At 57.1% G+C, this 23,806-nt stretch carries 28 protein-coding genes; 16 read left to right on the top strand and 12 right to left on the bottom strand.

Annotated elements, in window-relative coordinates:
* Positions 1 to 3: 3 nt before the first annotated feature.
* The 5 genes from nuoI to IPI58_02635 all read left to right on the top strand — a co-directional run bounded on the left by nuoI (position 4) and on the right by IPI58_02635 (position 3,707).
* Positions 4 to 513, top strand: coding sequence for an NADH-quinone oxidoreductase subunit NuoI (gene nuoI / locus IPI58_02655; GenBank protein QQR69581.1), 510 nt, complete (start codon positions 4 to 6; stop codon positions 511 to 513).
* Between the two features lie 86 nt (positions 514 to 599).
* Positions 600 to 1,322 (top strand): flagellar hook-basal body complex protein, encoded by a 723-nt coding sequence (locus tag IPI58_02650; protein ID QQR69580.1) that lies wholly within the window; start codon positions 600 to 602, stop codon positions 1,320 to 1,322.
* A 46-nt stretch (positions 1,323 to 1,368) separates the two neighbouring features.
* On the top strand, positions 1,369 to 2,154 hold the full coding sequence (gene flgG / locus IPI58_02645) for a flagellar basal-body rod protein FlgG (GenBank protein QQR69579.1): 786 nt from the start codon (positions 1,369 to 1,371) through the stop codon (positions 2,152 to 2,154).
* A 69-nt stretch (positions 2,155 to 2,223) separates the two neighbouring features.
* Positions 2,224 to 2,961, top strand: coding sequence for a flagellar basal body P-ring formation protein FlgA (gene flgA, locus IPI58_02640; protein ID QQR69578.1), 738 nt, complete (start codon positions 2,224 to 2,226; stop codon positions 2,959 to 2,961).
* Positions 2,958 to 3,707 (top strand): flagellar basal body L-ring protein FlgH, encoded by a 750-nt coding sequence (locus IPI58_02635; protein ID QQR69577.1) that lies wholly within the window; start codon positions 2,958 to 2,960, stop codon positions 3,705 to 3,707. The genes flgA and IPI58_02635 overlap by 4 nt, the downstream gene beginning before the upstream one ends.
* Here IPI58_02635 and apaG read toward each other — a convergent pair.
* Positions 3,704 to 4,096 (bottom strand): Co2+/Mg2+ efflux protein ApaG, encoded by a 393-nt coding sequence (apaG, locus tag IPI58_02630; protein ID QQR69576.1) that lies wholly within the window; start codon positions 4,094 to 4,096, stop codon positions 3,704 to 3,706. The genes IPI58_02635 and apaG overlap by 4 nt on opposite strands.
* 328 nt (positions 4,097 to 4,424) lie before the next feature.
* On the opposite strand from apaG, the gene IPI58_02625 reads away from it, so the two are divergent.
* The 10 genes from IPI58_02625 to IPI58_02580 all read left to right on the top strand — a co-directional run bounded on the left by IPI58_02625 (position 4,425) and on the right by IPI58_02580 (position 13,061).
* Positions 4,425 to 5,678, top strand: coding sequence for a phosphoribosylformylglycinamidine cyclo-ligase (locus IPI58_02625; GenBank protein QQR69575.1), 1,254 nt, complete (start codon positions 4,425 to 4,427; stop codon positions 5,676 to 5,678).
* 650 nt (positions 5,679 to 6,328) lie between these two features.
* Positions 6,329 to 6,481, top strand: a complete 153-nt coding sequence (locus IPI58_02620; protein QQR69574.1) for a Flp family type IVb pilin — start codon at positions 6,329 to 6,331, stop codon at positions 6,479 to 6,481.
* 138 nt (positions 6,482 to 6,619) lie between these two features.
* Positions 6,620 to 6,793 (top strand): Flp family type IVb pilin, encoded by a 174-nt coding sequence (locus tag IPI58_02615; GenBank protein QQR69573.1) that lies wholly within the window; start codon positions 6,620 to 6,622, stop codon positions 6,791 to 6,793.
* Between the two features lie 143 nt (positions 6,794 to 6,936).
* Positions 6,937 to 7,662, top strand: coding sequence for a 50S ribosomal protein L25/general stress protein Ctc (locus IPI58_02610; GenBank protein QQR69572.1), 726 nt, complete (start codon positions 6,937 to 6,939; stop codon positions 7,660 to 7,662).
* A gap of 30 nt (positions 7,663 to 7,692) precedes the next feature.
* Positions 7,693 to 8,319 carry an aminoacyl-tRNA hydrolase gene (locus IPI58_02605; protein ID QQR70017.1) on the top strand — a complete coding sequence of 209 codons (627 nt, stop codon included), beginning with the start codon at positions 7,693 to 7,695 and terminating at the stop codon, positions 8,317 to 8,319.
* Entirely contained in the window at positions 8,309 to 9,409 is a 1,101-nt protein-coding gene (ychF, locus tag IPI58_02600; GenBank protein ID QQR69571.1) for a redox-regulated ATPase YchF, read from the top strand. The genes IPI58_02605 and ychF overlap by 11 nt, the downstream gene beginning before the upstream one ends.
* 77 nt (positions 9,410 to 9,486) lie before the next feature.
* Positions 9,487 to 10,137, top strand: a complete 651-nt coding sequence (locus IPI58_02595; GenBank protein ID QQR69570.1) for a hypothetical protein — start codon at positions 9,487 to 9,489, stop codon at positions 10,135 to 10,137.
* 69 nt (positions 10,138 to 10,206) lie between these two features.
* Positions 10,207 to 11,451, top strand: coding sequence for an Hsp70 family protein (locus tag IPI58_02590; protein QQR69569.1), 1,245 nt, complete (start codon positions 10,207 to 10,209; stop codon positions 11,449 to 11,451).
* Between the two features lie 69 nt (positions 11,452 to 11,520).
* Positions 11,521 to 12,693: an ABC transporter substrate-binding protein gene (locus IPI58_02585; GenBank protein QQR69568.1), complete on the top strand. Its 1,173-nt coding sequence runs from the start codon at positions 11,521 to 11,523 to the stop codon at positions 12,691 to 12,693.
* Between the two features lie 11 nt (positions 12,694 to 12,704).
* Positions 12,705 to 13,061 (top strand): Hpt domain-containing protein, encoded by a 357-nt coding sequence (locus IPI58_02580; GenBank protein ID QQR69567.1) that lies wholly within the window; start codon positions 12,705 to 12,707, stop codon positions 13,059 to 13,061.
* A 138-nt stretch (positions 13,062 to 13,199) separates the two neighbouring features.
* On the opposite strand, the gene shc is transcribed toward IPI58_02580, so the two are convergent.
* From shc to IPI58_02565, 3 genes are all read right to left on the bottom strand, one after another.
* Positions 13,200 to 15,167, bottom strand: a complete 1,968-nt coding sequence (gene shc / locus IPI58_02575; GenBank protein ID QQR69566.1) for a squalene--hopene cyclase — start codon at positions 15,165 to 15,167, stop codon at positions 13,200 to 13,202.
* Between the two features lie 116 nt (positions 15,168 to 15,283).
* A complete protein-coding gene (locus tag IPI58_02570; protein QQR69565.1) occupies positions 15,284 to 16,333 on the bottom strand; it encodes a low specificity L-threonine aldolase in 1,050 nt (349 codons plus the stop codon).
* Positions 16,334 to 16,418: 85 nt separating this feature from the next.
* A complete protein-coding gene (locus tag IPI58_02565) occupies positions 16,419 to 17,114 on the bottom strand; it encodes a response regulator transcription factor (GenBank protein QQR69564.1) in 696 nt (231 codons plus the stop codon).
* A gap of 122 nt (positions 17,115 to 17,236) precedes the next feature.
* Here IPI58_02565 and IPI58_02560 point away from each other — a divergent pair, with 122 nt between their 5' ends.
* On the top strand, positions 17,237 to 17,671 hold the full coding sequence (locus IPI58_02560) for a nucleoside deaminase (protein QQR70016.1): 435 nt from the start codon (positions 17,237 to 17,239) through the stop codon (positions 17,669 to 17,671).
* A 330-nt stretch (positions 17,672 to 18,001) separates the two neighbouring features.
* On the opposite strand, the gene IPI58_02555 is transcribed toward IPI58_02560, so the two are convergent.
* The 8 genes from IPI58_02555 to IPI58_02520 form a co-directional block, all read right to left on the bottom strand.
* Positions 18,002 to 18,319, bottom strand: a complete 318-nt coding sequence (locus IPI58_02555; protein QQR69563.1) for a flagellar hook-basal body complex protein FliE — start codon at positions 18,317 to 18,319, stop codon at positions 18,002 to 18,004.
* 31 nt (positions 18,320 to 18,350) lie between these two features.
* The gene (gene flgC, locus IPI58_02550; protein ID QQR70015.1) at positions 18,351 to 18,752 is read right to left on the bottom strand and encodes a flagellar basal body rod protein FlgC; all 402 of its coding nucleotides are present in this window, start codon (positions 18,750 to 18,752) and stop codon (positions 18,351 to 18,353) included.
* Positions 18,753 to 18,814: 62 nt separating this feature from the next.
* Positions 18,815 to 19,216 carry a hypothetical protein gene (locus IPI58_02545; GenBank protein ID QQR69562.1) on the bottom strand — a complete coding sequence of 134 codons (402 nt, stop codon included), beginning with the start codon at positions 19,214 to 19,216 and terminating at the stop codon, positions 18,815 to 18,817.
* 82 nt (positions 19,217 to 19,298) lie between these two features.
* The gene (gene hslU / locus IPI58_02540; protein QQR69561.1) at positions 19,299 to 20,612 is read right to left on the bottom strand and encodes an ATP-dependent protease ATPase subunit HslU; all 1,314 of its coding nucleotides are present in this window, start codon (positions 20,610 to 20,612) and stop codon (positions 19,299 to 19,301) included.
* The gene (hslV, locus tag IPI58_02535) at positions 20,609 to 21,148 is read right to left on the bottom strand and encodes an ATP-dependent protease subunit HslV (protein ID QQR70014.1); all 540 of its coding nucleotides are present in this window, start codon (positions 21,146 to 21,148) and stop codon (positions 20,609 to 20,611) included. The genes hslU and hslV overlap by 4 nt, the downstream gene beginning before the upstream one ends.
* Before the next feature lie 111 nt (positions 21,149 to 21,259).
* Positions 21,260 to 22,312, bottom strand: a complete 1,053-nt coding sequence (locus IPI58_02530) for a chemotaxis response regulator protein-glutamate methylesterase (protein QQR69560.1) — start codon at positions 22,310 to 22,312, stop codon at positions 21,260 to 21,262.
* Positions 22,312 to 22,944, bottom strand: coding sequence for a chemoreceptor glutamine deamidase CheD (locus tag IPI58_02525; protein QQR69559.1), 633 nt, complete (start codon positions 22,942 to 22,944; stop codon positions 22,312 to 22,314). Before IPI58_02525 ends, IPI58_02530 begins: the two co-directional genes overlap by 1 nt.
* Positions 22,941 to 23,795: a protein-glutamate O-methyltransferase CheR gene (locus tag IPI58_02520; GenBank protein ID QQR70013.1), complete on the bottom strand. Its 855-nt coding sequence runs from the start codon at positions 23,793 to 23,795 to the stop codon at positions 22,941 to 22,943. Before IPI58_02520 ends, IPI58_02525 begins: the two co-directional genes overlap by 4 nt.
* Between the last annotated feature and the right edge of the window lie 11 nt (positions 23,796 to 23,806).

The following is a 23,806-nucleotide window of genomic DNA, read 5'->3' as shown; positions in this document are numbered from 1 at the left end:
TTGATGGCTGCTTCCTTGCGGGCGTTTTTTAACCGCTTGTTTCTTGCCGAGATCGCAAGCGGCATGTGGCTGACCTTGCGCTACGTCCTGCGTCCCAAGGTCACCTTGAACTACCCTTATGAAAAGGGACCGCTCAGCCCCCGATTCCGTGGGGAACATGCGTTGCGCCGTTACGCCAGTGGGGAAGAGCGGTGTATCGCATGTAAGCTGTGTGAGGCGGTATGTCCGGCTCAGGCCATTACCATCGAAGCCGCCCCTCGTGCTGAGGATGGCAGCCGCCGCACAACACGTTATGATATAGACATGACGAAGTGTATTTATTGCGGCCTATGCCAAGAGGCTTGTCCAGTGGATGCGGTTGTTGAAGGCCCCAATTTTGAATTCTCAACAGAAACGAGGCCGGAATTGTTTTTTGATAAATCACGCTTATTGGATAACGGCGATCGATGGGAGCCGGCCCTGGCGGCTAATTTGTTCAAAGACGCTCAATATCGTCGAAAGCGATCATTCTGAAGATTGCTTTCTTCCAACTTGGCACGCGCCTTGCATCACGACATGCGGTGAGTTTGGTTTAATAACCGCGTGGAATGTGAGGCGTCATGGAATCGCCATTACTGATAGCGTTGTCGCGCCAGGATGTCCTAAGGCGGCGTATAGATGTTCTGGCCAATAATTTGGCCAATATGAACACCACGGGCTTTAAGCGCCAGGAACTGGTTGCTGAAGATGCGCCCATTCTGCCTCCGGGCGAGACACGTCCGCTACAATTTGTATTGGATCGTGCCACTTGGCGCGATGATCGCGCCGGTCCCTTGCAGCATACGGACAACGCCTTGGATGTGGCTGTGCAGGGTGATGCTTGGCTTTCTGTTCAGACGGCAGAGGGTAAGCGTTACACGCGCGCGGGCGCCTTTACCTTGAACAGCGAAGGCGAATTGACCACGGCTTCGGGCGATAAAGTTCTGCTACAAGGCGATGCCCCCGCCGTTCTGCCCACGGGGGCGCAGAATGTACAGATTAAGGGGGATGGGACCATCTCGACGGAATTGGGGCAGGTAGGAAAACTGCAACTAACCCGTTTCGAGAACCCGCAAGCCTTGGATCCGGACCAAAGCGGTTACTTCATGACCGACGAGGCCGGGCAGGCAGACGAAAATTCCCATGTTGTCCAAGGCGTCATCGAGGCCTCGAACGTTCAGCCGGTCGTGGAAATGACACGCATGATCGAGGCCTTGCGTTCGTACCAGCAGACCCAGCGCATGCTGGAGACAGAGACCGAACGTCAACGCAATGCCGTGCGGCAGCTGGGCCGTGTGTCCTGATGAACCAGAGATCGAGTAAGAACACGATGAGGGAAGGATTGATGCCATGAGGACGATGAATATCGGCGCCACCGGCATGCTGGCTCAGCAGACCAATGTGGAAGTCATTTCCAACAATATCGCCAATATGTCCACCACAGGTTTCAAGCGCCAACGCGCGGAGTTTCAAGATCTGTTGTATCAGCAGGTTCGTCGCGTTGGTTCGACATCATCGGATGCGGGCACCATTTTGCCTTCGGGCATTCAGCTTGGTTCGGGTGTCAAAACGGCCTCGGTGTATCGCATCAACGAGCAAGGCAATTTCACCGTGACCGATAATCCCTTGGACATGGCCATCAACGGTCGGGGATTCTTCCAAGTGCAGATGCCCGATGGAACAACCGCCTATAGCCGGGCTGGTTCCTTCCAGGTCAATGCCGAAGGCGCAATCGTCTCGGCAGACGGTTATCCCGTTCTTCCTCAGGCGACTATTCCCGCCGGGACAGTCGGCATCACCATCAATGCCAGCGGACAAATTCAGGCGAAAATTGATGGTCAGACGACGCCCAGCAATGTCGGGCAACTGCAATTGGCCACATTTCCCAACCCCGCCGGTCTCGAATCCTTGGGAGAGAATCTGTTGCGCGAAACCCCGGCTTCGGGTTCGCCTGTGGTGGGCAATCCGCAGGCAGTGGGATTTGGCAATGTTGTGCAAGGTTCTTTGGAAACGTCGAACGTCAACATCGTCAGCGAGATCACCAATCTCATCACCGCCCAACGCGCCTATGAGATGAACTCGCGCGTGATACGGACGGCCGACGAAATGTCCAAGGAAGTAAGCAATCTCCGCTAATCGTGAAGAAAGCATTCGGGGGCTGACATGACACGAAGGCAGATAGCAAGAGCACTTAGATTCGAGATCATGGCTGTGTTGGCCTTGGTCATGTTTGGCGCGCCGCAGATCGCAACGGGCGCTGATAACCGGGTCAGCCTGGATCGCGCCGCGTTGGTGGGCCTGTTGACGGAAGCCTTGCATGACAAAGTGGACGGCGCGTCCTGGACCGTCTTGCCCGGCCAAAGCACGATCAGTCTAAAGCTGCCTGCCGATGGGCATGGCATGGCGCGCGTTGCGGATATCACTTATGAGAAATCTCGCAATTTCTTCACTGCCAGCCTGACGGCGGGTGAGGATGTGGTGACGGTGACGGGTCGCGTGAACACGCAAATCAGCCTTCCCGTTCCTGTGCGCCGGATCGAATTGGGCGAGGTGGTGCGCGCCGTGGACCTTGAAGACCAGCTATGGCCCGCCGATCGCGTGTCGGGAGATGCCATCCAGGATGCCGGTTCGTTGATCGGTAAGGAGGCGCGCCGTGCCTTGTTGGTCGGTCAACCTCTGCGCCGCGCTGATGTGCAGGCCGAACGCCTGGTCTTGCGCGGCAAGCCGGTGACGGTGGAAGTGCGCTCCCCCGTTTTGCACATGTCGATGCAAGGCCGCGCGCAACAAGATGGCGCTAAGGGCGAGGTCGTACGCATCTTGAATACGCAAAGCAACCGCACCATCGAGGCCGTCGTGATAGGCAGCGGTTTGGTCGAGGTCAATCTGCCGCAAGAGAGCCGTCAAACTGCCCAGATTCAACAGACACAAGGGGATATTCCATGAAGCCTTTCTCGTGCCGCGCCGTGGGTACGGCTGCCTTGATTGCCGTCCTGGCCTTGCCCGGATGCAATGCCGGTTCGCGGTTCGAGGAGATCGGCTCCGCGCCAAAGCTGGCGCAGATCGCGCCTCCGCCCGCTCAGGCGCAAACGGTCAGCCTGCCCATGCCCACGCCGATGCCCGATAATCGTCAGCCCAATTCGTTGTGGCGGGCAGGCTCGCGCGCATTTTTCCGTGACCAGCGTGCCAGTAGGGTGGGGGATATCTTGACCATCAATATCAACTTGGATGAAAAGGCCAAGATGTCGAATAAGACCAAGCGTGGCCGCGACAATAGCGACAGCGCGGGCATGCCCAGCCTATGGGGCTTTGAAAGTAAGTTGGCCAAATATTTCCCCGATGCGGTGGACCCTGAAAAACTGGTGGATCTGAGCAGCAAAACCAGCAATTCCGGCTCGGGCGAAATTGATCGCGGCGAGACGATTCAATTGCGCGTGGCCGCGATGATTACCCAGGTCCTCCCGAATGGAAATCTGGTCCTACAAGGGAAACAACAAATCGTGGTGAACTACGAAATGCGTGAATTGACCGTGGCCGGCGTTGTGCGGCCCGAGGATATCAGCTCGGCCAATTCGGTGAATTACGACCAGATCGCCGAAGCCCGAGTCTCGTATGGTGGGCGTGGCCAGATCATCGACGTGCAACAACCGCGTTACGGTCAGCAGGTCTTGGACGTCATCATGCCGTTCTAATGCCTGACCATCGGATGATGCGGACTGTCCAATGAAAAGGGCGGGATTGGGACTTCGAAGGTCTCCCCTTGCTGGGTTGACATCTCATAGCTGCCCAGCATGATTCCGGTGGGCGTCGTCAATGGGGTTCCGCTGGTGTATTCAAAGCTTTCGCCTGGGTTCAAAACGGGTTGCTCACCCACGACCCCCGCGCCGCGCAGTTCGGCGGTATGGCCATGCGCGTCGGTGATCTTCCAATAGCGTTGGCGCAGCTGGACCGTCTCGCGGCCTTTATTCTCGATCCGGATATGGTAAGCCCAGACATAGCGATTGCTGTCGGGCTCCGACTCGTCCTCCAAGAAAATCGGCTGGACGCTGACGCTGATACTGCGCGTGGTGCGTTGATACATGCTTCACCTCTTCTCACAGAATCATCGATGATTCGAACGCTAACATCATTCATGATCATAGAGTGCAGATGGGAATGCAATGGTCCTATTTATGTCGAGAATTAGGGTGTAAGCCGAAATATTTGGCACGCATACAAAACATCTCGGCTATAGAATCATAGGATATCCGTGTTGAAGATTTCCAGTTTGCCGTGTTTGGCCATCGCTTTCCTCAACGCCTCGATGTAGAAGCCCCTTCGGTAAGAAATGTGGACAATATCCATTGTCATTAGACGGAAAGAAAATTATAACGGCTGGGCATCCGTTCTAATTCTAGGAGAATACATCCATGGCCGTCGAGTCCGCCGCTTACGCAAAACTTGGTGTGTCCACAAGCAAAGAAGCCGTGCATGACGTGGTTGATCAAAACGATCAGAGCATTTTCCCGGGGGCTTTTTGTAAGGCTTGGCCCAGCCTCAGCGGCAATCTAGGCACATGCATGCTCGATCACGTGGACGGGGCAGGGACCAAGGCCGCATTGGCGTGGCTGGTCTATCTGACACAGATTCAACCTCACACATCTGCCCAGGTGCGCACCGAATTGGCCAAAAGCATTTTTGCTGGCCTGGCGCAAGATGCCCTGGTGATGAATACGGATGACTTGCTTTGCGTCGGAGCGCTCGGCCCGTTTCATGTGATGAATGTGGTGGATCGCAATCGAATTTCGCGCGCCGATGCCGATCCTATTCTGGCGGCCATCATCGGCGGTTATCATGATTTCGCCGCGCATATCCATAACGTGACGAAAGAAATCTGTGGGTACCAAGACGCTATTCATCTTCGCATCGGATCTGGCGAGACCGCCGATGTCAGCGACCTAACGCCCAGCCTATTGCTAAATGTGGCCATGGTCACCGAGATGGATCGCCGTGATTTCATCAATGCCAGCAAAGTCAAACCCGGCCATGTCATTGTGGGATTGGCTTCGGACGGTCAGGCGGTTTGGGAAGATCGTCCCAATTCAGGCGTCCGCGCCAACGGGCTGACCTTGCTGCGCCATCGCCTGCTGCACTCCGATTATCGCGCTTATCCCGACACATTCGAGGCGCGTTTGGGCGAAAAAGCCTATGCCGGCCCGTGCCACCTGGCCGATGGAATTCCTGAACTGAATGGCATGACGGTTCAAGATGCATTGCTTTCCCCCACGCGCACCTATCTGCCATTGATGGCGCTGATATTCCGCGAGTGCCGCTCGCAGCTATCCGCCGTGATCCACAACACAGGCGGCGGTCAAACCAAAGGCCTGGGATTTGGCAAGGGCGTGCATTATGTCAAAGACGATGTGCCTGTCTCGCCCTTCTCCCAGTTCGTCCAGCGTGAGACCCAGTTGCCGGATGAGGATATGTATCCCTCCTTCAATATGGGCTGGGGCATGGAGATCGTCTGCGATCCCAAGGCCGTTGCCACGATCACTAGCCTGGCCCATGCTGTCGGTATCAAGACGCACACTCTGGGCCGAGTCGAATCTTTGCCAAATAGACATGGGCGGAAACTGTCTATCACCACGCCGCGCGGACAAGTGCTGAGCTATGAGGCTGGGTAGGAAGAGCGTAGCACCTGCCCAGTCCCTACCATCTGTTTGTGGTGTGGTCGTAGCGGGTTTACGCTACGCCCGCCTATCGTTGTGCAAGCTCTTCATGCTGACTAACATCGTGGGGAGTAACGGTTTTATTGTGTCTAGCATGGGGGTAGGCCGGCCCCAAATCGGTTCGGACCCGGCCTGGATTAGTTGCCCTCAAAGAAGGCCGTTTTCTAGAATCAAGCCAAGCAACACATGCGTTGCTTCAATGGAATCTCTAAAAAGAAGTTCCCGCTTTTCCATAATGAATGGAAATGTCACTCCAGTTATAAAAAAATATGAAATATATTTAAGGTATGGATCGATTGGAATAAATCAAATTTAATGTAACATTATCTATGACATATCCTGTCTTTATATGATAATATTAGTACAATGATAAAAATATTCTAATTAAAAATATTGCTTATATCAAGTAATACTATAATTAACTGACTTTAAATAAAATTGAAATAGAATTTTATCTAAGAATTTACTGCATATTAATGATGATTGTTCGGTTTTTTTACGATTATTTAAGTACTGTAACGCTATGATGACATCGTGGGTTTGAAAGACCCATCGAATAAATCAGTACGGTACCGTCGGTCAACTAGGGAACGGAGGAATGTCCCATGATGAAGATGCTAAGAGATGAATCGGGCGCCACCGCCATTGAATATGGCTTGATCGCTGCCCTGATTGCCGTTGCGATCGTCGGTGTGTTGACAGCCCTTGGTCCGAAACTGTCGAACACCTTTAGCAAGGTCGACGCCGCGCTTCCATAAGGCCGGACGTCCGCCAAGTCGAACTTGGCTTGGCTCCAGCCGCGGGGGGGCCCCTCTATGCCCCCCCGTCGGCGGGAGTTTTTTTGTGTCCTGATCCGTATAGGGACAAACGCATCGTGATGCAGGCGGGGGGCATGCATGTACGAACTCCTAGACTTTAAAGCATTATTCAAAGATGAAGCCGCCGCGACATCCATCGAATACGCCTTGGTCGCGGGCATGGTTTCGATCGCCATTCTTGGCGCGCTAAGCGGTCTGGGCACGAAGATTGATCAGACCTTCTATCAGCGTTTGTTAAGCCTTTTCCCGTAAATCCATGCAGCCATGCCGTTTCTTTGTATGAAACGGCATGCAACTCTTTCCATTCCCACAAAAAACCTGCTATCAAAGCGCACCCACCGAGGCACCCTTGGAGGCCAGGGGGTTGTTGTGTCTTAATCAAGGAGTATGGGCCAATGAGCCAGACAACAGTTGCTCTCGCCGCGCAGCGGCGGGACCGAGCCGGCAAGGGGGCCGCTCGTACGACACGTCGCGCCAATCGTGTGCCGGCGGTCATTTATGGCGGCGGTGAAACGCCGGTGATGCTTTCCCTGGACGGCTTTGAAGTCGTCAAGACCATCCGTCGTGCCGGCTTCTTCAGCCATATCATTGAGCTGGACGTGGATGGCACGAAGCATCGCGTATTGCCGCGCGACATTCAGCGCGATCCGGTCACGGATCAGCCGATCCATATGGATTTCCTGCGCGTGGGCAAGAACACGCGCGTGCACACCCATGTGCCCATGGAATTCCTGAACATCGAGACCTCGCCAGGCATCAAGCGCGGCGGCATGCTGAACATCGTTCTGCATGAAATCGACGTGATGTGCTCGGCCGAGAACATCCCCGAAAAATTGGTGGCGGATATTGGCAGCTTGGACATTGGCGATACGATTCATTTGTCCAATGTCAGCATGCCCAAAGATGTCACGCCGATGATTGAGATGGATACCACCATCGCCACCATCGCCGCGCCATCTGCCCAACGTTCGGAAGAGAAGTCCGAATCGGGCGAAGGCGAAGGCGCTGCCGAAGGCGAGAAGAAAGCCGAAGGCACCCCTGCAGCTGGCGGCAAAACGCCTGCCAGCGGCGACAAGGGCAAGGCCCCTGCGGGCGGTGGCGACAAAGGCAAGAAGGCCTAACACGCCTTCACGTCTGGTTCCGTCTTGTCTTTGCAAGGCACTCACTGGATATTGGCAGGGCTGGGGAATCCCGGCCCTGCCTATTCCGGCACACGCCACAATATCGGCTTTCTGGCCTTGGATGCGGTGGCGCAAGCTTATGGCTTCCCCGCTTGGAAAAAGAGTCGGGACGCTCTGATAGCCGAAGGAAGCATTGGGGAACACCGCCTTGTTCTGCTTAAGCCGCAAACATTCATGAATCTTTCCGGCCAATCCGTCGGCCCGATGCTGCAAGCCTGCCGGGCCAAGCCCGGCCAATTGATCGTGTTCCACGACGATCTGGACTTGGCCTTTGGCAAACTTCGCGTGAAACGCGGCGGCGGCGCGGGCGGACACAACGGCCTACGCTCCATCGACCAGCAAATCGGCACGGATTATTGGCGCATACGCATGGGGATAGGCCATCCGGGCGAGCGCGAAGACGTGACCGGCCATGTTCTCAGCCGCTTTGGCGATGACGAGCAAGCCCCCCTTAGCCTGTGGCTGTCTGTCGTGGCGCGAGAATTGCCCTTGATGCTGACAGGCCAGAACGACACCTTCGCCAGTCGCGTGGCTATTGCCATGCAAGACAAGGCGGCTCCCAAAAACACTGAAAAGGCTTCTTCCCATGGGCTTTAACTGCGGCATCATCGGTTTGCCCAATGTCGGCAAATCCACCTTGTTCAACGCCCTCACGCGCACCATGTCGGCGCAGGCTGCGAATTATCCTTTTTGCACCATCGAGCCGAATGTGGGCCGCGTGGCGGTGCCGGATGAACGGATCGACCGATTGGCGATATTGGCCAACTCCGTCAAAACAGTGCCCACTCAGCTGGAATTTGTGGATATCGCCGGACTGGTGCGCGGGGCCAGCAAGGGCGAAGGATTGGGCAACCAATTTTTGGGGCATATCCGCCAAGTCGATGCCCTGGTGCATGTGCTGCGCTGCTTCGAGGGCGAGGTGACTCATGTGGAAGGCTCGGTGGATCCGTTGCGCGATGCCGCCACGGTTGAGACCGAGTTGATGCTGGCCGATCTCGATTCCTTAGAGCGTCGCACCGATGCGACCGTCAAGAAGGCTCGCGCCGGTGACATGGAGTCAAAGGCTATCGCCCCCGTGATGGAACAAGCCCTGGCCCTGCTGCGCGAGGGCAAACCCGTGCGCCGTTTGCGCACGGAACTATCCCATGAAGACGCGGCGCGTTTGCAAACTCTGCAATTATTGACGGCCAAGCCGGTCTTGTATGCGTGCAATGTCGGTGAAAGCGAGGCGGCCACCGGCAACGCGCTGGCGGCCAAGGTCGCTGCCATGGCAAAAAGCGAGGGCGGCGCGGCGGTGATTATCAGTGCCGCCATCGAGTCGGAAATCGCCCAGCTTGCGCCGGAAGAGCAGAAAGACTTTCTCGACACGCTAAGCCTGGACGAACCCGGCCTGAACCGAGTGATCCGCGCGGGATATACCCTGCTTGACCTGATCACCTTCTTTACCGTAGGTCCCAAAGAAACCCGCGCATGGACCATCCCTCACGGGGCTAAGGCTCCGCAAGCCGCTGGGGCCATCCACACCGATTTCGAACGCGGCTTTATCCGCGCCGAGACCATCGCTTATGACGATTACGTCCGCCTGGGCGGCGAGTCGGCTTGCCGCGAAGCCGGCAAGGTACGCCAGGAAGGCAAAGAATATCTGGTCGTGGACGGCGACATCATGCACTTTAAGTTCAACGTGTAAGAAACGGTTTCTTGTCACAAGAATGACGAAAAGCTCTGGCACCATCCCCGCTTGAACCCATCTTAAGGGAGCGGGCCATGCGGATGCTGATGCTATGTCTTGTCGCTGTGTCCTTGGCCGCCTGTACGGCCACAGCGGCTCAACAAGAATCCCAAAAAATCGCGCAAGTTAGCCAGGTTTCGATGAACAACCTGAAGGCTTGTATCCAAGCGGCGAACAGCAAGCCGCAATATCTGCCCATCATTCGTCACATCACCACACCCGACAATCCCGATTATAGAATGGCGGAGCTAACGGACGACACCAAGCCCACCAAGGCCGAAGCCAAGCTTCTGATGGCCCTGCATGATGACAAGATTCCTTGTAAAAAGGTGGCCATGGACGAGATGTGGTCCGTGACCCCAAGCCTTGTGCCGATCATGAATAACCTGATGACACGTCGGGACGAGGTGATGCTGCGCCTTGTCAAACGCCAGCTCACATGGGGTCAGGCCGCGCAAGAGGATCAACGGATTGTGGCCGAGATGATGCCTCAATTCGCCGCCGCCTCTGTGCAAATCAAGCGCGATCTGGACAACGCGCATCAAACCGAACTGGCCCAGCGTCAGGCCGAATCCGACGCCATGATGCAATGGTATATGCAGCAGGAAATGATCCGCGCCATGAACCGCCCCCAGCGCACGCGCTGCCACACTCACGGTCCACGCACGGATTGCGTGACGAAGTAACGCGCGCCTATTTCTTGACGCACTCGGAAAATGCATGATACATGACCCTCCCCTTTAGGGATAAAGCCTATGTTCATCGGTATCGATTTTGGAACATCGAACTCCGCCATAGGCGTGGTGCGCCCTGAAGGCGTCGGTCTGATTGATTTAGAAAACGACCAGCCCACCCTTCCCACCGTCTTGTTCTTTGACACGGCCGGCGGCGTGGCTTTTGGTCGCGCGGCCATGACGGCTTATGCCGATGCTCTGCCTGGGCGGTTCATGCGCTCCATCAAAAGCATTCTGGGCACCGCCCTGGCCGAAGACCGCACCATGATCAACAAGCGATCCACGACTTTTGTCGAGATCGTGGCCACTTTCCTTGACCATCTGCGCAAAAAGGCCAAGGCCGAAACCGGCGATCTGGCTGAGAATGTGGTGCTGGGCCGTCCGGTCTTTTTCGTCGATTATGACAAAAAAGCCGATGCCCTGGCGCAAGAGCAATTGGAACACGCCGCGCGTCTGGCGGGGTTTAGGCATATCGCCTTTCAATTCGAGCCCATTGCCGCAGCCTTCGATTACGAGCAGCGCGTCACCGGAGAAGAGCTTGTCTTAATCGCTGATATCGGCGGCGGCACATCGGATTTTTCCGTGGTGCGCGTGGGGCCGGATCGCCGCGCACAAATCGAAAGACATCAAGACATCCTGGCCAATGGCGGCGTGCATATCGGCGGCAACGACTTTGACCGTTGCCTCAGCATGGCCTGTGCCATGCCCGCCCTTGGCTATGGCAGCTTCACGCATCATAAACATCTGCCCATTCCCGCCCGATGCTATTTCGATTTGTCCAGTTGGCACCGCATCCATTTGCTCTATACCCACCGCACGGTGGCCGAGCTGCGACATATCCGGCGCGAGGCCGAGCATCCGGAACTGATCGATAGATTGATCCATGTGATCGAAAACCGTTTTGGGCACCGCCTATCCTTTGAGGTCGAATCCGCTAAGATACGTCTATCGAGTGCCGATATGACGTCGCTGGATCTCGGTTTTTGCCAAAAAGACCTGTGCATCCCCGCCAGCCGCGCGGTGTTTGAACAGGAAAACCAGTCTCATATCGAACGCATGAGCCAGGCCCTCGCGCGGACCATTCAAGACTCGGGCGTTCCGGCGCAGCGGATCGGCAGCGTGGTTTGCACCGGCGGAGCTTCGCGCATTCCGGCCGTGCATCAAGCCATCGCCTTGGCCGTACCCACCGCGCGCGTCCAGGAAACTGACGCCTTCGCCAGCGTTGCCACCGGCCTAGCCCTTGATTCCAAGAGACGTTTTTCCTGAACGATCAGTTAACTTCCTGCTGGCATAATACAAGACGCAGGGCGGACCTCTTCTTTCCAGGACCATCATATGAGACTCTCTGTTGGCCTTGGTTTGGTGCTGATGATCCTGGGGCTGTCCGGCGGCGACGCCCGGGCGGCAAGCGATGCGGCCAGCGACGGCGTTACGGATACGACCATCACATTCGGTCAGCCGACGCCTTTGCGCGGTTCAGTCTCGGCACTGGGACGCGGCATGCGCGCTGGGTTATTGGCCGCCTTTGCCGAGACGAATGCCGCAGGCGGAGTCCATGGCCGTCAGATTGATTTGATCTCGCGCAATGACGACTACACGCCCGAGAAAAGCATCGCCATCACGCGGCAATTGATCGAAGAAGACCGCGTCTTCGCCATCATCGGGGCCGTGGGCACCCAGACATCCAGCATTCTTATCCCTATGCTGGGACGCGAAGGCGTTCCCTATATCGGCGCATTCACAGGGGCGAGCCTTCTGCGCCGTCACGACCTGAAACATGTGGTGAATTTGCGTCCGTCCTATGACCAGGAAACCTCGACATGGGTTGAACATCTCATAAGGGACCTAAAGATCAACCAAATCGCCATCTTCTATCAATCCGACGGGTTCGGCGAGGCTGGGCGCGACGGCATACGCGCCGCCTTGCGACGGCACGGACTGACCCCTTCAGCCGAATCCAGTTATGAACGCAACACCGCCGTCGTCAAAGCCGCCGTGGCCAACATACAAGCTTCCGCCCCCCAAGCCGTGGCCATGATCTGCGTTTATGAACCTTGCGCGGAATTCATCAAACAGGCGCGGAAGCAGGGAATGCGTCCTTTGTTCTTTAACCTGTCCATCGTCGGGGCCAACACGCTGGCCCAGGAACTGGGCGAAGAGGGAGATGGCGTTGTGATGACCCAAATTCTGCCGCCTTTTTCCGACGCGCAATTGCCCCTGGCCATCAGATACCGAGCGGCCTTGAAAGCCGCCCTACCCGACGAGTCCCCCGGCTATGTCTCGATGGAAGGCTATGTTCTGGGCCGTCTGGTCATAGAGGCCCTTAGGAGAATCGAAGGCCGCCCGACACGCGTGGCCCTTTTGGAACAGCTGTCGCAAGGCAGTTACGATCTGGACGGATTTAAACTGACCTTTGGCGCGGGACGAACCCAAGGCTCGGATGCGGTGTATTTCACCCGTTTACAAAAAGACGGCTCATTTGTTCCCTTGGCTCATCTGGCTCAATAGAGGGAGGAAGCATGGACATTCCTGAACCGATCGTCCCGCTCGAGTCCTTGGATTTAACCAATCTGAGCGATGTGTTCGGCGAAGATAGAGAGGGCGCGCGTCTTCTGGTGGATACGCTGATCACCAGCACCCAAGAGTCCCTGACCACACTGACCGCCGAATGCACCGATGGCGCGAACGAAACATGGCGTAAGACGGCCCATGCCATCAAGGGCGAGATGGCCAATCTGGGCGCGGCCCGATTATCCGAGCTGTGCCAAAAAGCCCAACACGCCCATGAAGCCTCCGCATCTGAGAAGCGCGCCTATCTCCAAGCCATCGAACAGGAATGGACCGTGGTGCAAACGGGATTGAGTCAGATGCTGTAGGAAGGGATCACGAGGGTTGGTTTTGATGCTTGCTAAGGCAGACTCTTTCAAATCCTCAGCACCATCGGCCGGGGCAGATGCTGGAATCCCGTCATTTACTAACCAAACCGCCTGCACCGCTTTCCTATGCGCTATAGGCTAAAACCCGAATGCCACGCGGTTGGCGCGCCCTTGGGTCAGGTTGCGATAGCGCGACAAGGCGAATAGCGGAAAGAAAGCGCGGTAGCCGTGATAGCGTAAATAGAACACGCGCGGGAAACCCACCGCCGTATAATGATCTTCTTGCCATAGGCCGTCTTCGGTCTGGTTGTCCATCAGCCAGGCGATCCCGCGCGCCACGCTAGGGTGGCTTACCTCTCCCGCCGCCATCAACCCCAGCACCGCCCAAGCGGTTTGCGCGGGAGTGCTGATCGGCCCTTCGCCCTTGGGTTTGCCTGGCTCGTAACTGGCGCCGTCTTCGCCCCAGCCGCCATCGGCGCGTTGTCGCGCCAACAGCCAATCCACCGCGCGGCGCATGGATGGATCATCCCCTGGCACGCCCACGGCGTTCAAAGCGTTCAGCACCGACCATGTGCCATAGATATAATTGGTGCCCCAGCGGCCAAACCAACAACCATCGGGTTCCTGCTCGCGCCGCAAATAGGCCACCGCCGCCTGAATCGCGGGATGGTCCGTGGGATAATCCAACTGAGCCAGCATCCCCAAACACCGGGCCGTGACATCCGCCGTCGAAGGGTCCAGCAAGGCTCCATGATCGGCAAAGGGGATGGCATTCAAATACGAATGCGTGTTATCGGCGTCGAAAGCGCCCCAGCCGCCATCCCGGCATTGCATGCCCAGAATCCACTGGGCCGCGCGGTCGATATGCGATTTGTAAGAAATCGCATCGGTCCGATGCAACGCCATCGCCACCACGGCGGTGTCGTCCGTATCCGGATAATGGGGATTGGCGTATTGAAACGCCCAGCCGCCCGGCGGCGTATCGGGCCGACGGCTGGCCCAGTCGCCCACGACATCGGTGATCTGCCTGGCCGCCAGCCAACGCGCCGCGCGCCGCGCCGCCAAGATACCCTCTTCACCCGATTCCAACATCGCATGCGCGGTCAGCGACGTATCCCAAATCGGCGAGACGCAAGGCTGGACATAGGCCTCGTCACGGCCTTCGACGATCAACTTGTTCACCGAACGCCAAGCGATATCAAAATCGGGATGGTCGGGACTGTAGCCCAGCGCATCGAACATCATCACGCTATTGGCCATGGCCGGATAAATCGCGCCCAGACCGTCTTCGCCATTCAAGCGTTCGCGCACGAAGGAAACGGCCTTATCCAAGCTGTGCTGACGCAAAGCTTTGGGAAACATAGGCTCGGTCGCACGCAAAACGGCGTCGATGCCCCTAAAGACATGCACCCAAAAGCTTTTAGCGCGATTGCTGTGCCAATTGCGCACTTTGTGCGGCGGCGTGTGGAACAGCTCATCCACCGATATGCCCAGCGGATTGCGCGCGCGGGGCTTTAGGGCCATCAGCGCCAACATGGGCACGATCACCGTGCGCGACCAATAGGACACCTTGTCCAGGTGAAACGGGAACCAGCGCGGCAGAGCCATGATCTCAACGGGCATCACCGGCACGGCGCGCCAAGGCACCGCCCCGTATAACGCCATTTGAAACCGTGTAAAAACATTGGTTTTCTCGGCCCCGCCATGGGCCAAGATCGCCTCGCGCGCGCGGCGCATATGAGGCGCCTGCGGATCGTCGCCCACCGCCTTTAAGGCGAAATAGGCCTTCACGCTGGCGCTGATGTCAAAAGCCCCTTCATGGAACAAAGGCCAACCGCCATGCTGCGCGCTTTGTCGCCGCCGCAGATAAACGGCCAAACGCCGCTCAAGCTCGGAATTGCGACGGTCCAGATAATGCAGCAGAAGAATGTATTCCGATGGGATGGTGGCATCCGCCTCCAGCTCGAACACCCAATGTCCATCGGGATTCTGCCGACGCAACAAGGCATCCCGCGCAAATGAGATCGACTCGTCAAGGCCGGCGTCTTCATCGGGCCAAGCCTGCGGCGCAAACGCCGTTTGAGCGAGGAGTGTACTCTTTGCCATTGACCTTACCTCATCTCCCTCGTCCCCGGACGACCATCTACTATCTTGTAAAACTCTAGGGAAAACAACGGATCATTTCAATCATTTCATGCATTTTGATAGTCGCGCCAAACGAACTAAGCCGCTTGTTCTTCTAGCGCTTTTTCCACACAGCCTACAAAGTCACGCACATGCTGTTCCGTTGTCGCAAAATGTGTAACCAGGCGAATCATGGGGAATTGTGACGTACCACCAGTCCAGGTATAGAAATCCGCACCTGCCTTTTCAAGCGCGCTTACGGCTAAGGCGGGCATTTGCACAAAAATCTCATTGGCTTCAACAGGAACCACGATAGACACGCCCGGCAACTCCTGCAGCGAATGTGCCAAAATCTGCGCCATTTGATTGGCATGACCTGCCAGTCGTAGCCACAGATCATTTTCGAACCATGCGTTCAATTGCGCCGACACAAAACGCATTTTTGAGATCAGGTGTCCCGCCCGCTTCCGACGGCGCTCAAAGTCGGCGGCACGTTCGGGATGGAAGAAGATCACAGCCTCCGCTCCCAGAGCGCCGCATTTGGTCGCCCCCAAAGACAAAACATCCACTCCCGCCTTCCAAGTCATCTGCGCGGGAGTCGCGCCCGAAGAAACCAAAGCATTGGCAAATCTGGCTCCGTCCATATGCACAGATAAATCATGACGTTTGGCTATTCCTGCTAGCTCAGACACATGTTCGGGACGATAAACGGTTCCCCATTCAGTCGCCTGACTCAACGACAAAGCCGACATCGGCGCACTGTGAACGCCATGGCTCATTGCAGACAGCGCCTCCGTCAGTGATGTGACTGTCATGCGTCCATTTTCACCTTCCAATAAACCCAATCTGGCCCCACCTGAGAAAAACTCCGGTGCAGCGCATTCGTCTTCTTGGATATGTGCCGTGCGGTGACACAGAACGACCCCATAAGGCGGACTTAGAACGCTTAAGGCCAAGGCGTTAGAGGCTGTACCTGTAATCACGGGATAAACCACGCAAGATGTTTCGAATAGCTCCGATACACGCTCATTGAGGCGCTGCGTGTGACTGTCCGCTCCATAACTGTGTTCAAAACCATCCGAAGAATCGCGAATAGCATCTAGAATTTCGCTACACACCGGAGCCGTCGTGTCACTGGCGAAAAACATGGATTTCTCCTCTTCAATTCTTCAATGCGATGGAAGATGATCTTTGGCCGAGCGATAATATCAGCCCTCCATGGAAGGATCCGATCTAATCCTCCTTATAACGATACCCCACGCCGTACAGAGTCTCGATCTGCGAGAAATCATCATCCACAGATTTAAATTTCTTACGCAACCTCTTGATATGGCTATCAATTGTTCTATCGTCAACATAGATGGACTCGCCATAGGCGGCATCCATTAATTGATCTCTGTTTTTGACATGGCCAGGCCGTTGCGCCAAGGCGCGGACCAGCAGGAATTCCGTGACAGTCAGATCCACGGGTTTGCCCTTCCAGGTGCAGGAATGGCGGGCGCTGTCCATGACCAATTCCCCCCGCACCAAGACGGTGTTGGGATCGGATTTTTGCTCATTGGCCAATTGCTCGCGCCGCAAGAGGGCGCGGATACGCTCGATCAACAGGCGTTGCGAGAAAGGCTTTTTGATATAGTCGTCCGCGCCCACGCGCAGACCTTCCAACTCGTCCTCCTCATCGTCCTTCGATGTCAGGAAGATCACCGGCATGCGGCTGGTTTGGCGCAAACGCGCCAAAAGCTCCAAGCCGTCCATGCGCGGCATCTTGATATCCAGCACGGCCAGATTGGGCGGTTGGGCGGTCAGGCCCTTAAGTGCCTCGTCGCCGTCGCTGTAAGTGCGCACGTCGAAACCTTCCGATTCCAAAGCCATACGCACGGAAGTCAGGATATTGCGGTCGTCATCCACCAGGGCAATGCAAGGGCGCATCGTTCGGCTTCCATCCTTTGATGTTTTAAACCAAGATATCGTGCATTCTATGCCTCGCGATCGTGTCAGCAAAGCGGCAAAGACAAGGCATTCCCGTGATCTTCACGCCTCCCCCTTCATATATGTCCCAAGCCCTTGAACAGGCTCGTAAAGCGGCCCTTGACCAAGAGGTCCCCGTGGGTGCCGTCCTTGTTGACGGGCGCACGGGCAAGGTCGTGGCCGCAACGGGCAATGCCGTCGAATCCCTGGCCGATCCCACCGCGCATGCCGAAATCCTGGTGTTGCGCGAAGGCGCAAGGATTTTAGGCGCGCCGCGCCTGCCCGAATGCGACCTGTATGTGACCTTAGAGCCTTGCGCCATGTGCGCGGCGGCCATCAGCCATACCCGCATTCGCCGCCTCTATTACGGCGCCCCCGACCCCAAAGGCGGAGCGATCGAGCACGGCCCCGTTTGGTTCTCGCAACCCACCTGCCACCACCGGCCCGAAGTGTATAGCGGCATCCAGGAAACGGAATGCGGCGAATTGCTGAAAGAGTTTTTTCGGCAAAGGCGATGAGCATACTCAATTCGACTCATGTCCATATCGGCCTGTATGGAAGCGATATGTCTGCACCATAAGTTCCATCGGCAGGGATAGGAGATGGACCCCCGCATGCGCGAGGGTGACTCTCGTGACAAGGGAAAGAACGGGATTTCCACAAGCATTCAACGCTTCTTGTGATTCCAATCGGGCAGAAATCAAGGCGACATGCGGCCCGTGGAGCGAGTTTTGGTGGAACGTCCTTCAGCTTCTTCAAAAACTATTTAGCATCGGCTTGTGGTTCTTATTATTTTTGGCCCTGCGCAACAGGTTTCGCATTAGGTAGTGGCCAAGCCCCTTATTCCATCAAATTGCCGTATGCATGATGTCTTGATAGGCCTGGATGGCTTTGTCGCGGACGGTTGAGACGGTTTGCAGCATGATGTCGGCTTCGCTGAGCGAGCTGACCAAGGCGGCAAGGTTCCCTTTGCCCGAGGCGGTATCCATCATGGCTTTTTCGCCGTTCTTGAGCGCGCCGATCAGCGGGCTTCCCATGCCGGCCAGGACTCCGCCGAAGGAGTCGCCGGCTTCGGTGGCGGCACTGGCCAAGTTCTTTGACGATCCTTCGCCTCCGGTGATGGTATTCCGATAGGCGGATAAGGCGGAATTGATATTCGCGATCATGGCGGATGCTCTCCCTTCTTCGACCTAGCGGTTAGCCACGCAGCACGTCCAATGTCTGGCGGACGACCTGCTTGACGGCATCGACGATGTTGAGATTGGCTTCATAACTGCGCTGGGCTTCGCGCATATCCATCATCTCCACCAGCGGCTGGACATTGGGCATCAGCACATAGCCGTCCTTGTCCGCCGCCGGGTGTCCGGGCTGATAGCGTTTCTGAAAATCGGTGGTATCCGTGCGCACGCCGCCAAATTCCACATGGCGCATGCCCGAAACGCGATCCAGGACATTGCGAAAGGTGCTGATCTGACGCTGATAGGGCGTGCCGCCGGGCGTGTCGGCGGTGGTGTCGGCATTGGCCATGTTTTCCGCGATCACGCGCAGTCTTTGTCCTTGCGCCTTCAGGCCATAGGCCGCCTGGCGCATGGGAGCCATTACATCGCCGGTGGTGGAGTCGCGATTTGCCATTTTTCGACCTTCTCCCCTGGCTGTTTTCGTTATGCGCCCTTACCTAGCGCGGTGCGGAACAAGCCATGCAGCTTGCGATAAATCGACGTCGTCACGCTGTAGTCTTGTGTGGTCTCGGCCAGCTTCAACATTTCATGTTCCAAGGACACGGAATTGCCCGAGGGTAGAACCTCATAGGGCTTACGCTCGTTCACCGCCGTGGCCCCCGCGCCCGCCAAACCGCCAGCCGCCGTGATATGGCGCGCATTGGTGACTCGCAATCCGGTGGGCGACCCGCCGCCGCTTGCCGACATGATTTGCTGAAACGGCGTCAAGTCTTGCGCGCGGTATCCTGCGGTGTCGGCATTCCCGACATTGCGCGCGATCACGTCCTGACGCTGCATCAGGTAAGACATGCGCTTGGACAAAAGATTTTGCAGGGCAATAGCCATGACACATTCTCCCGCTTGACACCTAGCGTGCCGTCTGGGGGCTTAAGATTGTGTAAATGGCATTTAGCTCATTGAAGTTCTTTTATAAAATGAACTTCGATAAGTCGTTGTCGCGCGCCAATTCACCCACATGGGTGCGGACATATTCCGCGTCGATGCGAAGGCTGCGTGCGCCTTTTTCTCCATCCGACTCGAAGCTGATCTCTTCCAGCAGTCTTTCAAGGACGGTGTGCAAACGCCGCGCGCCGATATTTTCGATCTGCTCGTTGATGGTGGTGGTCAGGTCCGCCAGGGCGTCGATGGCATCGTCGGAGAATTCAAGGTCCAGTTGCTCCGTGGCCATCAGGGCCTTGTATTGCCGGATTAGGCTGGCTTCAGGCTCGGTCAGGATGCGGCGAAAGTCCTGGCGCGTCAGGGCTTTTAGTTCCACGCGAATGGGCAGACGACCTTGCAGCTCGGGCAACAGATCCGAAGGCTTGGCCAAGTGGAATGCGCCCGAGGCGATGAAAAGAACATGGTCGGTGCGTACTGTGCCGTGGCGGGTGGAAACGGACGTTCCTTCGATCAAGGGGAGCAAGTCGCGCTGCACGCCCTCGCGGCTGACATCGCCGCCGCGCAAGTCACTGCGTGCGGCGATCTTATCAATCTCGTCCAGAAAGACGATGCCGTTTTGCTCGACCATCTCGATGGCTTCGCCGACTACTTTGTCGTTATCCAACAATTTGTCGGATTCCTCTTCCTCCACCGCCTTGCGGGCGGCGGCGACGGTAAGGCGCTTGGTCTTGGTGCGTTGGCCAAAGGCTTTGCCGATCATATCGCCGATATTCATCATGCCCATTTGCGCGCCGGGCATGCCGGGAATCTCGAACATGGGCATGTTCTCGGCGCTGTTATCATTCATCGCAATCTCGATTTCCTTATCATCAAGACTGCCTTCATGCAGCATTTGGCGGAATTTTTGGCGCGTCTCAGGTGTCGCGCTGTCGCCCACCAACGCGGCCAGCAGACGTTCCTCGGTCAATTCCGCCGCGCGGGATTCCACCTCGCGCCGATGCTTGGCGCGCGCCATTTTGATCGCTACGTCCAGCAGGTCGCGCACGATCTGTTCGACATCGCGGCCAACATAGCCGATCTCGGTGAACTTCGTGGCCTCGACCTTCAAGAAAGGCGCATCGGCCAGCCGCGCCAGGCGACGGGCGATCTCCGTCTTGCCCACGCCTGTGGGACCGATCATCAAAATGTTTTTGGGTAAGACCTCTTCCCGCAGCGCATCGGGCAATTGCTGACGACGCCAGCGATTGCGCAGAGCAATAGCCACCGCGCGTTTGGCTTCATGCTGGCCGACAATGTAGCGGTCCAATTCGGCGACGATTTGACGGGGTGTTAACGCGCTCATGCGGCCAATTTCTCCAAAGTGACGTTGCGGTTGGTATAGATGCAAATGCTGGCGGCGACGTCCAAGGACTTGCGTGCGATAGCCTCGGCGTCTTGGTCGGTGTCCATCAGGGCGCGTGCGGCGGCCAGGGCATAGGACCCGCCCGAGCCGATGCCGATCAGGCCGTCTTCTGGCTCCAACACATCGCCCACGCCCGTCAGCACCAGGCTGACACCTCTATCCGCTACGGCCAGCATGGCCTCTAACCGGCGCAGATAGCGGTCGGTGCGCCAATCCTTGGCCATTTCCACGCAAGCACGCGCCAGTTGGCCGGGGTGCTTTTCGAGCTGGGCTTCGAGCCGTTCGAACAACGCCATGGCATCGGCGGTCGCTCCCGCAAATCCGGCCAGGATATCCCCGCCGGTTCCCAGACGGCGCACTTTGCGCGCATTGCCCTTCATCACGGTGTTGCCGAACGAGACCTGACCGTCCCCCGCCATCACCACGCTATCGCCCTTGCGCACGCATAAGATGGTCGTGCCGTGCCAAATGGGCATGTTGCCGTTATCGCTCAAAGCCGCGTTCCTTTCCGCCGTCATGCCAAATCTTGTGTATCAATATGGTACGAGCATGGCAAAAGGCAAAGGGCGATAAATAATAAAGCCCTATTAAACGCGCAAGGCCTGACGTGCTTCGTGGGAATATGACAGGATGGATTCGGCGATGCGATCAAGGGGCAGTTGTTGGGCCACGCCGCCCAGGTCATAGGCGGCTTTGGGCATGCCATAGACGACGCAGCTGGATTCGTCTTGGCCCACCGTCGCGCTGCCGGTTTGGCGCATTTTTAACAGACCTTCCGCGCCGTCGCGGCCCATGCCGGTTAGGATGACGCCCAGCGCGTTGGCTCCGGCACAACGCGCGGCGGAATGAAATAAGACATCCACCGAAGGCCGATGCCCCGACACCAAGGGCCCGTCATGAACGCGGCACATATAATCCGCGCCGCTACGCGCAAGTTCCAGATGCATGCTGCCCGGCGCGATATGCACATGTCCGGGCATGATGCGTGTGCCGTCGCGCGCTTCGACAACGCTTAGCGCGGCCAGTCCGTCCAGGCGTTTGGCGAATGAGGCCGTGAACAAAGGCGGCATATGCTGAACCACCAAAATGCCCGGACTTGCGGCGGGCAGGGCGCAGAGCACTTCGGTCAGGGCCTCCACCCCGCCGGTGGATGCGCCTATCACCACGATCTTCTCGCTGGAGGTAAACGGCACCGCGCCATGCGCTGGTTTGGTCTTGGGCGTGCGCGAGGTCAAAGGTCGAACACGCGCTTTGGCGGCGGCCAGGATTCGGCTACGCATATCCTCGCGCATGGCCTCCATTCCCTTGGCCAGATCCGTTTGTGGTTTGGCGATGCAATCCACCGCCCCTAGTTCTAGGGCGCGTAAGGCGGCTTCGGCGTGTTCCTGGGTCAAGGACGAGATCATCACAACCGGCATGGGTCGCAAGGACATCAGCCGCGACAAGAAATCCAACCCGTCCATGCGCGGCATTTCCACGTCCAGGGTCAACACGTCGGGGTTTAGGGCCTTGATCATCTCTCGTGCCACCAAGGGGTTCTCGGCCGCGCCCACCACATGCAGATCGTCGCCATGCAACAGGCTGGTCAGCATTTGGCGCATCAGGGCGGAGTCGTCCACAATCAGCACGCGCACGGCCATCAGAACAACTCCACGCTGCCAGACATGTCGGCTTGACGCAGAGTCTGGCGCAAGGACAGTTCGTTGGTGAAGATCGTCTCGTCTTCCTGGCGCTTCAGAAGTAGGCGGTCCACCTTGCCCGCGCTGGCGCGAAAATAGATGCGCCGCGCATGAAATCCGCCCAGGTCTTCGGCCATGATGCTAAGCCCTTCGTCGCGCAGATAGCGCCGCACGAAGATAATGTTCTGTTCGCCCACGGGGATCGGCGATTGAATGACGCTGGCACCGCCGAACAGCTTGATGGCAAAGCGTTCTTTGCGGCACCCGCGCGAGAGCAGGTCGTTGATCAGCTTTTCCATGGCCGTGTGGCCGTAGCGCATCTCGCGGTTCGCGTCGCTCCAATTGCTCATGGCCTCGCCCGGCAGCATGAAATGGTTCATCCCGCCCAGATTCATCACTGGGTCGTGGATGCAGGCGGCCACGCAGCTTCCCAGCACAGTCACAAGGACCTCATCTGGACTGGCGCTGATGGCATGTTGTGCGGGAAGGACCGTCACGGCCATGCCGTCGATTTGAGAGTCGAAGTAACGCGATACGAAAATAGGTTGCTTATCGCGCGGTGCGCGGCGTTCGATGGTCGTGACCAAGCTCATGCGTCTTCCTTTTTGCGATATATGGTTTTTCCGCATGCCTCAAAGCGGTCGCAGACGTTGAACAAGGTTTCGGAATGGCCGATATACAAATAGCCGCGCGGGGTCAGCAGGTCGGCCATGCGGTCGAATAATATTCTTTGGGTTGGCTTGTCGAAATAGATCACCACGTTGCGGCAAAAAATGACGCTGAAAGGTCCGCGCATCGGCCAAGGATGCATCAGGTTTAGGTGATTGAAGGTGATGATCTCTCGCAAGGACCTGGCCATGCGCATCTGGCCGTTTGGATGGCTTTCGGCATAGGCGGATCGCCAATTCGCGGGAATTTTTTCAGCCAATCCACGATCATAGCAACCCGCGCGCGCATGCTGCAGAACCTGGCTGTCCAGATCTGTCGCCAGGATCCGCACGTCCCACTGATTGCGCTGTGGCATGCTCGCCAGCAAGGTCATGGCGATGGAATAGGGTTCCTGGCCTGTCGAGCAACCCGCCGACCATAGGCGCAGGCGGCGCGTGCCGCTTTGGCTTTGAGCTTCTAAAATCTGTGGCAACGCCACTTTGGCCAGATGGTCGAAGTGATGCGCTTCACGAAAGAACCCGGTCAGGTTGGTGGTCAGGGCGTTGATGGTGTGCGTGATTTCCTGCTCGCCATCGGGGCCTTCCAGTAAGGCGCGATAGTCGCCAAAACTTCCAAGCCCCAGATGGCGCAATCGGCGCGACAAGCGGCCATACAGCATTTCTTTCTTTTCGGGCGGCAGACGGATGCCGGTGTGCTGCGTGACCAACTCGGCCAGATAAGTGAAGTCATGAGGAGTGAAGGCGAATTCACGGGGACGGGTCGCATGCTCTGCCATGGGGACAGAAT

This window comes from Alphaproteobacteria bacterium (assembly GCA_016699305.1).
Taxonomy (GTDB): Bacteria; Pseudomonadota; Alphaproteobacteria.
Note: the sequence above shows the minus strand (reverse complement) of the source record. Positions and strands in the feature narration are given on the sequence as shown.